The 13132-nt window shown below is 51.9% G+C and carries 13 protein-coding genes and 1 tRNA gene; 11 read left to right on the top strand and 3 right to left on the bottom strand.

Annotation, left to right across the window (positions count from 1 at the left end; translation table 11 throughout):
* The first annotated feature begins 4 nt into the window (after nucleotides 1–4).
* From nqrE to dinB, 4 genes are all read left to right on the top strand, one after another.
* Nucleotides 5–601, top strand: a complete 597-nt coding sequence (nqrE, locus tag ACNQ0T_RS11040) for an NADH:ubiquinone reductase (Na(+)-transporting) subunit E (RefSeq protein ID WP_003863217.1) — start codon at nucleotides 5–7, stop codon at nucleotides 599–601.
* A gap of 10 nt (nucleotides 602–611) precedes the next feature.
* On the top strand, nucleotides 612–1835 hold the full coding sequence (nqrF, locus tag ACNQ0T_RS11035; protein ID WP_015571374.1) for an NADH:ubiquinone reductase (Na(+)-transporting) subunit F: 1224 nt from the start codon (nucleotides 612–614) through the stop codon (nucleotides 1833–1835).
* A gap of 2 nt (nucleotides 1836–1837) precedes the next feature.
* Nucleotides 1838–2038, top strand: a complete 201-nt coding sequence (gene nqrM, locus ACNQ0T_RS11030; RefSeq protein ID WP_003863212.1) for a (Na+)-NQR maturation NqrM — start codon at nucleotides 1838–1840, stop codon at nucleotides 2036–2038.
* Nucleotides 2039–2145: 107 nt separating this feature from the next.
* Nucleotides 2146–3204: a DNA polymerase IV gene (gene dinB, locus ACNQ0T_RS11025; RefSeq protein WP_048965736.1), complete on the top strand. Its 1059-nt coding sequence runs from the start codon at nucleotides 2146–2148 to the stop codon at nucleotides 3202–3204.
* 55 nt (nucleotides 3205–3259) lie between these two features.
* On the opposite strand, the gene pepD is transcribed toward dinB, so the two are convergent.
* Nucleotides 3260–4717, bottom strand: a complete 1458-nt coding sequence (gene pepD / locus ACNQ0T_RS11020) for a cytosol nonspecific dipeptidase (RefSeq protein ID WP_280005501.1) — start codon at nucleotides 4715–4717, stop codon at nucleotides 3260–3262.
* 258 nt (nucleotides 4718–4975) lie between these two features.
* Between pepD and gpt the strand changes: the two genes are divergently transcribed.
* From gpt to crl, 3 genes are all read left to right on the top strand, one after another.
* Nucleotides 4976–5434 (top strand): xanthine phosphoribosyltransferase, encoded by a 459-nt coding sequence (gpt, locus tag ACNQ0T_RS11015; protein ID WP_003863205.1) that lies wholly within the window; start codon nucleotides 4976–4978, stop codon nucleotides 5432–5434.
* A 104-nt stretch (nucleotides 5435–5538) separates the two neighbouring features.
* Nucleotides 5539–6783 (top strand): esterase FrsA, encoded by a 1245-nt coding sequence (gene frsA, locus ACNQ0T_RS11010; RefSeq protein ID WP_038415404.1) that lies wholly within the window; start codon nucleotides 5539–5541, stop codon nucleotides 6781–6783.
* A gap of 56 nt (nucleotides 6784–6839) precedes the next feature.
* Nucleotides 6840–7241, top strand: a complete 402-nt coding sequence (gene crl / locus ACNQ0T_RS11005) for a sigma factor-binding protein Crl (protein ID WP_022647149.1) — start codon at nucleotides 6840–6842, stop codon at nucleotides 7239–7241.
* Nucleotides 7242–7372: 131 nt separating this feature from the next.
* Here crl and phoE read toward each other — a convergent pair whose 3' ends face one another.
* Nucleotides 7373–8425, bottom strand: a complete 1053-nt coding sequence (gene phoE, locus ACNQ0T_RS11000) for a phosphoporin PhoE (RefSeq protein ID WP_063151178.1) — start codon at nucleotides 8423–8425, stop codon at nucleotides 7373–7375.
* A gap of 305 nt (nucleotides 8426–8730) precedes the next feature.
* Here phoE and proB point away from each other — a divergent pair, with 305 nt between their 5' ends.
* The 4 genes from proB (at nucleotide 8731) to ACNQ0T_RS10980 (ending at nucleotide 12286) form a co-directional block, all read left to right on the top strand.
* A complete protein-coding gene (proB, locus tag ACNQ0T_RS10995) occupies nucleotides 8731–9834 on the top strand; it encodes a glutamate 5-kinase (RefSeq protein WP_126504231.1) in 1104 nt (367 codons plus the stop codon).
* Between the two features lie 11 nt (nucleotides 9835–9845).
* Nucleotides 9846–11099 carry a glutamate-5-semialdehyde dehydrogenase gene (proA, locus tag ACNQ0T_RS10990; protein WP_022647151.1) on the top strand — a complete coding sequence of 418 codons (1254 nt, stop codon included), beginning with the start codon at nucleotides 9846–9848 and terminating at the stop codon, nucleotides 11097–11099.
* A gap of 111 nt (nucleotides 11100–11210) precedes the next feature.
* Nucleotides 11211–11283: transfer RNA gene (locus tag ACNQ0T_RS10985), tRNA-Thr, on the top strand.
* A gap of 529 nt (nucleotides 11284–11812) precedes the next feature.
* Entirely contained in the window at nucleotides 11813–12286 is a 474-nt protein-coding gene (locus ACNQ0T_RS10980) for a hypothetical protein (protein ID WP_265186656.1), read from the top strand.
* Nucleotides 12287–12340: 54 nt separating this feature from the next.
* Here ACNQ0T_RS10980 and ACNQ0T_RS10975 read toward each other — a convergent pair whose 3' ends face one another.
* Nucleotides 12341–13129, bottom strand: coding sequence for a hypothetical protein (locus tag ACNQ0T_RS10975; protein WP_199126350.1), 789 nt, complete (start codon nucleotides 13127–13129; stop codon nucleotides 12341–12343).
* Between the last annotated feature and the right edge of the window lie 3 nt (nucleotides 13130–13132).

Genomic DNA, 13132 nt, shown 5'->3' with positions numbered 1-13132 from the left:
GACAATGGCTCATTACCTGAGTTTATTTGTGCGCGCGGTGTTTGTTGAAAACATGGCGCTCGCTTTCTTCCTGGGCATGTGTACGTTCCTTGCTGTTTCTAAGAAGGTATCGACGGCATTCGGTCTGGGTGTGGCGGTCACTGTTGTGCTGGGGCTTTCCGTTCCGATTAACAACCTGGTGTTCAACTTCGTGCTTCGCGATGGCGCGCTGGTGGAGGGCGTTGATCTTAGCTTCCTGAACTTCATCACCTTTATCGGGGTGATTGCGGCACTTGTTCAGATCCTGGAGATGATCCTCGATAAATACTTCCCGTCGCTGTACAACGCACTGGGGATCTTCCTGCCGCTAATCGCAGTGAACTGCGCCATTTTCGGCGGCGTCTCATTTATGGTTCAGCGCGATTACAACTTCAGTGAATCGGTTGTGTATGGTTTCGGTTCCGGTATCGGCTGGATGCTGGCGATTGTCACCATGGCGGGGATCCGTGAAAAAATGAAATATGCCAACGTACCTGCGGGGCTTCGTGGCTTAGGGATCACCTTTATCACCACCGGCCTGATGGCGTTGGGCTTTATGTCCTTCTCCGGTGTGCAGCTATAAGGGCTAAAAGATGGAAATTATTCTTGGCGTGGTGATGTTCACGCTGATAGTACTGGTGCTGTCAGGGCTGATCCTGGCAGCGCGTGCTAAGCTGGTTAATTCCGGGGATGTGATCATTGATATCAATGACGATCCGCAGAATCAGATCCGTACCCCGGCAGGGGATAAGCTGCTTAATACGCTCTCCGGCAACGGGATTTTTGTCTCGTCTGCCTGTGGCGGCGGTGGCTCCTGTGGACAGTGCCGTGTGACGGTGAAAGAGGGAGGCGGGGATATTCTGCCAACAGAACTGTCGCATATCACGAAGCGTGAAGCGAAAGAGGGCTGCCGTCTGGCGTGTCAGGTCGCTGTGCGCCAGAACATGAAGATTGAGCTGCCGGAGGAGATCTTCGGCGTGAAAAAATGGGAGTGCGAAGTTATCTCTAACGATAACAAAGCCACGTTCATTAAAGAGCTCAAGCTGCGCGTTCCTGAAGGGGAGAGCGTCCCGTTCCGTGCGGGTGGGTATATCCAGATTGATTGTCCGGCACATACCGTGGCGTATGCTGACTTCGACGTGCCCGAGGAGTACCGGGCCGACTGGGATAAATTTAACCTCTTCCGCTTTGTTTCCGAAGTAAAAGAGCCCGCGCTTCGCGCTTATTCCATGGCTAACTATCCGGAAGAGAAGGGCATTATTATGCTCAACGTGCGAATCGCCACGCCGCCGCCGAATGTGCCTGATGCACCCCCTGGCGTCATGTCGTCCTATATCTGGTCCCTCAAGCCTGGCGACAAAGTGACGATTTCCGGCCCGTTCGGCGAATTCTTTGCCAAAGATACCGATGCGGAGATGGTCTTTATCGGCGGCGGTGCGGGGATGGCGCCGATGCGTTCGCATATTTTTGACCAGCTCAAACGACTTGGCAGCAAGCGTAAGATCAGCTTCTGGTACGGGGCGCGTTCACTGCGCGAAATGTTCTATGACGATGAGTTTGAACAACTGGCGCGTGATAACCCTAACTTTACCTTCCATGTGGCGCTATCCGATCCGCAGCCGGAAGATAACTGGACAGGCTATACGGGCTTCATCCACAACGTGCTGTATGAAAATTACCTCAAACAGCACCCGGCACCGGAAGACTGCGAGTTCTATATGTGTGGTCCACCAATGATGAACGCCGCCGTGATTAAGATGCTAAAAGATCTTGGCGTGGAAGATGAGAACATCATGCTCGATGATTTCGGAGGTTGATTATGCTGACCTTTCTGGCGACATTTGCGGTGTTTGTACTGGTGATATTCGGGATGTCCTTAGGCTGGATCATCAAGCGTAAAAGCATCCAGGGCAGCTGTGGAGGTATATCTTCCATCGGAATGGAAAAAGTGTGCGATTGTCCGGAACCGTGCGATGCGCGAAAAAAACGGATGGCTCGCGAGCAGCAACGCATTATTTAGTTTTGTATGTCGGGTAAGGCAACGCCGCCACCCGACAATTCCCACGCATACTTCTCAACCCTCATTTGTTTACTGTATACTTATCCAGTAATGAGTGAGGGCTTACTATGCGCAAAATAATCCATGTCGATATGGACTGCTTTTTTGCCGCAGTGGAGATGCGTGACAACCCGGCGCTGCGGGATATTCCCATCGCCATTGGCGGCAGCCGGGTTCAGCGCGGTGTCATCAGCACCGCCAACTATCCTGCTCGCAAATACGGTGTGCGCAGCGCCATGCCGACAGCGATGGCGCTAAAACTGTGCCCGCATCTCACTCTTTTGCCCGGACGTTTTGATGCCTATAAAGAAGCATCGAGCCACATTCGGGAGATCTTCTCCCGCTACACCTCTCTGATTGAACCGTTATCGCTGGATGAAGCCTATCTGGATGTCACCCACAGCGTGCACTGCCACGGCTCCGCCACCCTGATGGCGCAGGAGATCCGCCAGACTATTTTTAACGAGCTGAACCTGACGGCATCGGCAGGCGTCGCGCCGATAAAATTTCTCGCCAAAATCGCCTCCGATTTAAATAAGCCCAACGGCCAGTACGTTATCACCCCGGAAGAGGTTCCGGCGTTTTTAAAGACGCTGCCGCTCAGCAAAATCCCCGGTGTGGGTAAAGTCTCCGCCGCGAAGCTGGAAAATATGGGGCTACGCACCTGTGAAGACGTTCAGCGCAGCGATCTGGCGCTGCTGCTTAAGCGTTTTGGTAAGTTTGGCCGCGTACTGTGGGAACGCAGTCAGGGCATTGATGACCGGGATGTGAACAACGAACGGCTGCGTAAATCGGTCGGCGTTGAACGCACGCTGAGCGAAGATATCCATGACTGGACGGAGTGTGAAACCATTATTACGGAACAACTCTATCCTGAGCTTGAACGACGCTTACTGAAGGTCAAACCAGATCTGCTTATTGCCCGGCAGGGCATCAAACTGAAATTTAACGATTTTCAGCAGACGACGCAGGAACACGTCTGGCCACGCCTCAACAAAGAGGATCTTATTGCGACGGCAAAAAAGGCATGGGAAGAGCGGCGGGGCGGACGAGGGGTAAGGCTGGTGGGGCTGCACGTCACCTTGCTGGATCCGCAGCTGGAGCGTCAGCTGGTGCTGGGACTGTAGATTAGGCTAATCGTATGCCCGGTAAGCGAAGCGCCACCGGGCATCAAACGGCTTATTACTTAACAGGGATTGCTTTCAGCAGCTCAGTCAGCAGCGTCCAGTAGTGACCGACGCTTTCAATGTGAACCTGCTCATCCGGGGAGTGTGGCCCCGTGATGGTCGGCCCGATGGAGACCATGTCCATATCCGGATACGGTTTCTTGAACAGACCACATTCCAGACCCGCGTGAATAACCTGAATGTTCGGGGTGCTGTTGAACAGTCTCTGATAAGTTTCACGCACCAGTGCCATGACCGGAGAACTTGCATCCGGCTGCCAGCCCGGGTAGCTGCCTTTTGCAGACGTTTTCGCGCCCGCCAGGGTACCCAGAGATTCCAGCATGCTCACAACGTACTCTTTACCGCTGTCGATCAGGGAACGGATCAGGCAAATGATCTCTGCGCTGTCGTCGCCCATGGTCACTACGCCCACGTTCAGGGAGGTTTCAACCACGCCTTTTGCGACGTCAGAATTGCGGATCACGCCGTTTGGCGTTGCGTTCAGCAACTGGACGAACGTGTCACGAGACTGAGTGGTCAGCGCGGCTTTATCCGTTGTAACGGACTCCAGTACCACCGTCAGGTTTTTCTCTTTCTCAGACAGCTCGTTTTTCAGGATATCCAGATACAGGCTGGAGAGTTTTTTCAGTTCTTCCGCTTTCGCCGCAGGCACCGCCACGGTCGCAAAGGCTTCACGAGGGATCGCGTTACGCAGAGTGCCACCGTTGAAGTCCACCAGACGCAGATCCAGTTCAGCGGCATGGCCCGCCAGGAAACGTGCCAGCAGTTTGTTGGCGTTGCCCAGGCCCAGATGGATATCGCCGCCGGAGTGACCGCCTTTCAGCCCTTTCAGCGTCAGCTTAAAGGTTTCGAATCCGGCAGGAATCGCTTCGCGGGACAGCGGCAGGGTAGAGATGAAATCGATCCCGCCCGCGCAGCCCATGTAGATCTCACCTTCTTCTTCGGAGTCGGTGTTGATCAGAATGTCCGCTTGCAGCCAGTTTGCCTGGAGACCGAACGCGCCATCCATGCCCGCTTCTTCAGTCATGGTCAGCAGCACTTCCAGTGGACCGTGTTCCACGCTGTCGTCAGCCAGCACGGCCAGCGCGGAAGCCATACCAATACCGTTATCTGCGCCCAGGGTCGTGCCGCGCGCCTTCACCCACTCACCGTCGATGTACGGCTGAATCGGGTCTTTTGTGAAGTCGTGAACGGTGTCGTTGTTTTTCTGCGGAACCATGTCCAGGTGCGCCTGCAATACAACCGGCTTGCGGTTTTCCATACCTGCGGTGGCAGGTTTGCGGATGAGAATATTGCCAACCTGGTCGCGCTCAGCGTGCAGACCTTTTTCCTTTGCCCAGCCCATAATATGTTCGGCAAGCTGTTCTTCGTGATAGGAAGGGTGCGGAATGGAGCAGATTTTGGCAAAAATATCCCACAGCGGCTGTGGAGATAATTGAGACAGTTCAGACACGATAGGTCTCCTTGTCGTTGCGCTGCAAAACAATGTTGCAGGTCACTGGGTTAGCAGGTTAATCGTTACCACAAGACGGGCTTGCGAGATGCATCTGAGAATACCACTTTCTCCCGTGGCTGGTAGCATTAAGCATGTAAAAACTCAGGCTCATGGCGCGTAACACTGGTTTTTAGTGCGTCAGATCTTTATAATCTCGCGCAACCTGGTTCACCCTCATTTTTTTAAGCCGTATATAAACAGGCTGGGACACTTCACATGAGCGAAAAATACGTCGTCACCTGGGACATGTTGCAGATTCACGCACGCAAACTGGCTGCGCGTCTGATGCCTTCCGAACAGTGGAAAGGCATTATTGCCGTCAGCCGTGGCGGTCTGGTACCGGGGGCGCTGCTGGCACGTGAGCTGGGTATTCGTCATGTCGATACCGTATGTATCTCCAGCTATGACCACGATAACCAGCGTGAGCTGAAAGTGCTGAAGCGCGCGGAAGGCGACGGTGAAGGCTTTATCGTTATCGACGATCTGGTGGACACCGGCGGTACCGCTGTGGCTATCCGCGAAATGTATCCAAAAGCGCACTTCGTCACTATCTTCGCGAAACCAGCGGGTCGTCCCCTGGTTGATGATTACGTCATTGATATCCCGCAGGATACCTGGATTGAACAGCCATGGGATATGGGCGTGGTCTTCGTACCGCCTATCTCTGGCCGTTAATTTCAGTACGTAACTTTACACGCCCGGTTATGCCGGGCGTTGTTCTTTTTACCCTGCCACGCGTTACAATGGTCTCCAAGTGATGTATCCATGGAGGCAACGCAATGGCGCAGGCGAATCTCACCGAAACTCTTTTCAAACCCCGTTTCAAGCACCCTGAAACCTCGACGCTGGTGCGTCGGTTTAATCCGGGGACCATGCCTGCTGTACAGTCAGCGTTAGATGGTAAAAACGTGCCCCACTGGTATCGCATGATTAACCGCCTGATGTGGATCTGGCGTGGTATCGACCCGCGCGAAATCCTCGACGTGCAGGCGCGTATCGTGATGAGCGAGTCTGAGCGCACCGACAGCGATCTCTACGACACGGTAGTGGGCTACCGTGGTGGGAACTGGATCTACGAATGGTCAAAGCAGGCCATGCTCTGGCAGCAAAAAGCGAGCCAGGAAGAAGATGCCACTCTCAGCGGCAAACACTGGCTGCATGCGGCAAACCTTTACAGCATCGCTGCATACCCGCATCTGAAAGGAGACGAACTGGCGGAGCAGGCCCAGGCGCTGGCAAACCGGGCTTATGAAGAGGCCGCCCAGCGGCTGCCTGGCCGGATGCGTGAAATTGAGTTCGCCATTCCCGGCGGTAGCCCGGTGACTGGATTCCTGCATATGCCGGAGGGGGAAGGCCCGTTCCCGACGGTTCTGATGTGCGGCGGCCTGGATTCGTTACAAATTGATTATTACAGCCTGTATGAGCGCTACTTTGCCCCAAACGGGATCGCCATGCTGACGCTCGATATGCCATCAATTGGTTTTTCATCCAAATGGAAACTTACGCAAGATTCCAGCCTGCTGCACCAGCATGCATTAAAAGCGCTGGAGAATATCCCCTGGGTTGACCATACCCGGGTAGGTGCGTTTGGCTTCCGCTTTGGCGCTAACGTCGCGGTACGGCTGGCCTACCTTGAATCTTCCCGCCTGAAGGCCGTCGCCTGTCTTGGCCCGGTAGTGCATGCACTGTTAAGCGATCCTGCGCGTCAGGGTAGCGTTCCTGAAATGTATCTGGACGTGCTGGCGAGCCGACTTGGCATGCATGATGCTTCAGATGAAGCGTTGCGCATTGAACTTAATCGGTATTCTTTAAAAACGCAGGGCTTGCTGGGCCGCCGTTGCCCAACCCCGATGATGTCCGGTTTCTGGAAGAACGATCCATTTAGCCCGGAAGAGGAGTCACGCTTAATCACCTCGTCATCTTCGGATGGCAAATTGCTGGAGGTACCCTTCAGCCCGGTGTACCAGAATTTTGACAAAGCGCTTAAAGAGATCACACGCTGGATCACGCAGAGATTGTGTTAATAGTTTGCTAAATTTCGTTGGTTTGGTAAAACAGTGCTTCACAAAAGGAGATCGCAATGACGTTACCGAGTGGACACCCGAAAAGTAGACTGATTAAGAAGTTCATGGCTCTTGGCCCGTATATTCGAGAAGAGCAGTGTGAAGAGAATCGCTTTTTTTTCGACTGCCTGGCTGTTTGCGTCAACGTGAAGCCTGCACCCGAAAAACGTGAGTTCTGGGGCTGGTGGATGGAAATGGAAGCACAGGAAAACCGTTTTACCTATAGCTATCAGTTTGGCCTGTTTAATAAAGACGGGCACTGGCAGGCGACGAGCATCAAAGATCAGGAAGTGATCGATCGCCTGGAGCATACGCTAAAAGAATTTCACGGCAGAGCTCGCGACCTGCTGGCAACGCTGGATCTGAAGCTGGAGCCTGCGGACGATTTTTCCAGCGAAGCGGTGAAACTGAGAGCCTGATGATGTCACAGCGCCGGGTGGCGGCTACGCCTTACCCGGCCTAAAAACGTATTACTCCCCAGGTCCGGTAAGCACAGCGTCACCGGGCACAAAAAAACCGGCTCAGCGCCGGTTTTTTTATTACCACAACATCAGAACTGGTAGGTCATGCCCAGCGCAACGATATCATCGCTGCTTACGCCCAGTTTATTATCGTCATCGATCTGGTTGATTTTATAATCAACAAACGCAGACATGTTTTTGTTGAAATAATAGGTCGCACCTACATCGATGTATTTCACGATATCTTCATCGCCGATGCCTTCGATATCTTTGCCTTTAGACTGCACGTAACCCAGAGATGGGCGCAGACCAAAGTCAAACTGATATTGCGCAACCACTTCGAAGTTTTGCGCTTTATTTGCAAAGCCACCGGAAATAGGGGCCATATTGCGGGTTTCAGAATAGAGAGTGGCCAGATATATATCGTTGGCATCATATTTCAGACCGGTCGCCCAGCCTTCTGCTTTTTTACCTTCGCCGCGTGCCTGAAGGTTTTGCTCATTGGTGCGATCGGAGTTGGCATACGCACCAATCACAGAGAAATCGCTGCCGCCGAAGTCATAGCTCAGGGAGGTACCGAAGCCGTCACCGTTTTGCTTCTTCACGTCGCGGTTTTCATTTTTACCCTGATATTGCAGGGTCATATTAAGACCGTCAACCATGCCAAAGAAATCGGTATTACGGTATGTGGCCAGACCGGAAGCGCGTTTCGTCATGAAGTTATCGGTCTGCGCCAGGCCGTCACCGCCGAACTCCGGGAACATATCGGTGTATGCGGCGACGTCATACAGCGCACCCAGATTACGACCGTAATCAAAAGAACCAAAATCTTTCAGTTTAATACCCGCAAATGCCAGGCGCGTTTTTTGAGAAGAATCGCTTTCTGCTTTGTTACCCGCGAACTCTGCTTCCCAACGTCCGTAGCCCGTCAGCTGATCGTTAATCTGCGTTTCACCCTTAAAGCCAAAACGAACGTAAGTCTGATCACCATCCTTCGCGTCATCATCACTGAGGTAGTGCATTGCTTTTACTTTGCCGTACACGTCCAGTTTATTACCGTTTTTATTATAAACTTCTGCTGCGTGAACAGATGTGGATGCAACTACGCCCATTACCACTAATGCCAGAGTGCTCTTTTTCATTTTCAATCCTGATTTTATAAAAACGCGCTAATATTCGCTGAGCAATAAGATTCAACTTATTACCCCGTGAAAAACAGGAAGGGTTTTATCGTTAGTGGGTGAACGTTTTATGACAAAGTAAGAATATGTCTAAAAAAGTATGTTTTAATTTTTCGGTAATAAAATTGTCAAAATCTGCCGCTACGCTTCCTGATCCCGCGCAACAAAGTGACGGGTGATGTGCTAAGGCAGTTGGCAACGGGGCTGACACCTGTTAAAACGTCTGACTGACATCATTTTCCCTTATTGTTGAACGGCAGAGAATCATGAGTGACAGCCAGACGCTGGTGGTAAAACTCGGTACCAGTGTGTTAACAGGCGGATCGCGCCGCCTTAATCGTGCCCATATCGTTGAGCTTGTACGTCAGTGCGCTCAGTTGCATGCCGCAGGGCATCGTATTGTGATTGTGACCTCCGGGGCGATTGCCGCCGGGCGTGAACACCTGGGCTACCCCGAGCTCCCCGCGACGATCGCCTCCAAACAGCTGCTGGCCGCCGTAGGACAAAGCCGACTCATACAGCTCTGGGAACAACTGTTCTCCATTTATGGCATTCACGTTGGGCAGATGCTGCTGACGCGTGCGGATATGGAAGACAGGGAACGTTTCCTGAACGCCCGCGATACGCTGCGCGCGCTGCTGGATAACCATATCGTTCCGGTCATCAACGAAAACGACGCTGTTGCCACCGCTGAAATCAAAGTAGGCGACAACGATAACCTCTCTGCGCTGGCGGCGATCCTGGCAGGGGCCGATAAGCTGCTGCTTCTGACCGATCAGCAGGGGCTGTTTACCGCTGACCCGCGTTCCAATCCACAGGCAGAACTGATCAAAGACGTTCACGGCATTGACGATGCGCTGCGTGCCATTGCGGGAGACAGCGTTTCTGGTCTTGGGACAGGCGGTATGGGCACCAAGCTCCAGGCTGCGGACGTGGCGTGCCGGGCCGGTATCGACACCATCATTGCCGCGGGCAGCCGTCCGGGCGTGATAGGTGATGTGATGGAAGGCATCTCTGTGGGCACACGCTTCCACGCCCAGGACTCCCCGCTGGAAAACCGCAAGCGCTGGATCTTTGGCGCGCCCCCGGCTGGTGAATTGACCGTGGATGAAGGCGCGACCGCCGCTATTCTGGAAAGAGGAAGCTCGTTGCTTCCAAAAGGAATTAAAAGCGTGACAGGCAACTTCTCGCGTGGTGAAGTGATCCGAATCCGTAACCTTGAAGGTCGCGACATCGCTCATGGCGTAAGCCGTTATAACAGCGACGCGCTGCGTCGGATTGCTGGCCACCATTCCCAGCAGATCGACGCCATCCTGGGCTATGAATATGGCCCGGTTGCCGTGCATCGCGACGACATGATTATTCGTTAAGGAGCCAGAACATGCTGGAACAAATGGGCGCAGCCGCGAAAGCCGCCTCGTATAAACTGGCGCTCCTTTCCAGCCGCGAGAAAAACCGCGTGCTGGAAAAAATCGCTGATTATCTGGAATCCCAGTCGCAGGAAATTTTGCTCGCCAACGAGCAGGATCTGCTGGAAGCGCGTCGCAACGGCTTGAGCGAAGCGATGCTCGACCGTCTGGCATTGACCCCGGCGCGTTTGAAAGGTATCGCCGACGACGTCCGTCAGGTGTGCAACCTCGCCGACCCGGTAGGGCAGGTGATTGACGGTGGGGTGCTCGACAGCGGGTTACGCCTTGAGCGTCGTCGTGTGCCACTCGGCGTCATCGGTGTGATTTACGAAGCGCGTCCAAACGTGACGGTGGATGTTGCCTCCCTGTGCCTGAAAACCGGTAACGCCGCTATCCTGCGTGGCGGGAAAGAGACCTGGCGCACCAACGCCGCGACGGTGAACGTCATTCAGCAGGCGCTGGAGGAGTGCGGCTTACCGGCGGCTGCCGTGCAGGCGATTGAAAGCCCCGACCGCGCGCTGGTCAACGAGATGCTGCGCATGGACAAACACATCGACATGCTCATCCCACGCGGCGGCGCGGGCCTGCACAAGCTGTGCCGTGAGCATTCCACCATTCCGGTCATTACCGGCGGTATCGGCGTATGCCATATCGTGGTGGATGACACCGCGGAGATCGAACCTGCACTGAAGATTATCGTCAACGCTAAAACTCAGCGTCCAAGCACCTGTAATACGGTGGAAACGCTGCTGGTGCATCAGGGCATCGCCAGTACCTTCCTGCCAGCGCTGAGCAAGCAGATGGCGGAAAGTGGCGTTACGCTGCATGCGGACGAGAAGGCTCTCGCCCTGCTGAAAGACGGTCCGGCAAAGGTCGTTCCGGTTAACGCGGAGCAGTACGACGATGAGTATTTGTCGCTGGATCTGAACGTGAAGGTAGTTGCGGATCTCGATGACGCTATTGCGCACATTCGTGAACACGGAACCCAGCATTCTGACGCGATCCTGACGCGCACCCTGCGCAATGCCGATCGTTTTGTGAATGAAGTGGATTCGTCTGCGGTTTACGTGAATGCCTCGACGCGCTTCACCGACGGCGGCCAGTTTGGTCTTGGCGCGGAGGTGGCTGTGAGCACTCAGAAGCTGCATGCCCGCGGTCCGATGGGGCTGGAAGCGCTGACCACCTACAAGTGGATCGGCTTCGGTGATGATACCATTCGTGCGTAAATAATCTCGGGTGATGCAAAAATAGCCGTTTGATTCAAAAGGGCATTGACGCATCACCCGGTTAGATCTACTCTTTTGCCCCGTGGTTACGCTCGTAACCGGCCTCTCAGGGCCGATATAGCTCAGTTGGTAGAGCAGCGCATTCGTAATGCGAAGGTCGTAGGTTCGACTCCTATTATCGGCACTCACACAACAAAATCCTTTAAAAACAATATCTTAAGGCGATTATCGCTCTCAAGATACAATCTTTTTTTAAGGGATTCTATGACCAACAGTTGCCGCTATGGTTAACAGTGGCTATTCAGGGATGTTAGCACGTAGCGGCCTGTAGTTGTAAAGCTCGAACAGGTACAAAGCGTGAACAGTCCATACGAACCGCTATCAACTCGAAGCTGATGACGCTGCCAACGTCTCTAAATCCTCCCGAAACAGATTGATCACACGCATTTAAGCCCGATGTGTGGCCGTATGAGCCACGTAAACAGGTGAATAGTGGTAAACGTACCTGCACACGACATGCAGGCTCTGCCAGCGCTTCGCTCACGCTCCGAAAGGTACACGAGCACCCTGATAAGGTGTGATCATTCTGAACATTGATGTAGTCGCCTAACGGCTCCGCTTGCCTCTTTACCACTAATGGGGCTTTATGGCTTCTATTGTTGAAATTTTAAGTTATGCTGGTTCGGTTTAAACACTGTGCGGAGGCATTGATAATGGCGGGATACTTTAGGATTTATTTTCTTGCGCAAGGTAAGGAACATATGGTCGAGACGTGGCTGAATACAGATGAACCCACCTCTCGTGACCAAGAAGTTTTAGATGCTTTAATGAGCGCTACTCCACCTGGAACTGCTCCCAGTATAGTGCGTATCATTGAACTTGGCACTAATGGGCAGCCGATGCTCTATGATGAGTTCAAGATCATTGACTCGAAAGATATCACCTACGGACTTGTTTTCCAAAAGCCTAGTCATGACGGTTGGTTTTATCTTGCAGATCGTACTGCTTTTGAAAGCAGACCGGGGAAAGAAATTATAAATGATTCGTTTATTATTCCTGGGGCAGTAGGTTATGTATTGCCTAACAGGGGGGATTTCCCTGCCAAAGCAATTATAAACTGGGAAAGACTCAGTGTTGAGTGTCTTGGAGAAGAATTTTATTTAGTACCTTGGAAGCCCTTACCATAGTTATTATAAGCATAGTTGTTAACATTATTGGGGCATTTAGCCCCAATATATTAATTACGCAGCTAACCAAACTTCTGGTCGTCTAAATTCATTTTTTTCAATAAAATAAAGAACATCATTCCAGCTTTCTTCATTTTCTTTCCAGAATATTTGTTTTTCATTCATTGTAAGGACTTTACTATCATCTATTAACTTCTTGAGAATTCCAGGGATGTCTTTATAGGGTTTTTTCCAGAAAGCATGACGGAATTCTTCAATTTCAGCACTTGCATCCCGAACGGGTTTTAGAAGTTCAAGCTGTTTTTCTGTATCGTTAATAGGTTTATTTCCAACCCACTGTTGATAGATTTTGCTTGCTTCTTTATGATGATCCTGAAGAATAGTTATGATTTTATTTGAGAGCAATGAGCACATGTCAAAAGTAGTAAAGTAAAACCAATCGTGTTTGATTGCGGTTAATTCATCTTGCTTAACTCCAATTTGTTCAAGTTCACTCGAAATTGAAGATACTAATTTATAAAGATCTTTGTTTGATGTTGCTGTATCTAGACGTCCGGTTCTGGAGGCTAATGAAATAGCTACTTCAGAAATAGGTAAGGAAACTTTTCTTAAACTCTCTAAAACTTTTTCAGCATCGTTAATAGTATCTCTTAATTTTGCTTCCATGCCTAAGAGCTTTATTTCATGCCATTCAAATTGAGTAAGCACCATCAACCCGAAACCTGTTACAATGACAACAGTTCCCTCAGTTGCTCCTACTATAAGTGTGACAAATACACCAGCACCTATGAGTGCTAATGCGATGAAAAACAACAAATTCTTAACCCATTTCTTCTTTAGCATATC

The organism is Enterobacter cloacae complex sp.6700776, assembly GCF_048284255.1.
GTDB lineage: Bacteria > Pseudomonadota > Gammaproteobacteria > Enterobacterales > Enterobacteriaceae > Enterobacter > Enterobacter intestinihominis.
Note: the sequence above shows the minus strand (reverse complement) of the source record. Positions and strands in the feature narration are given on the sequence as shown.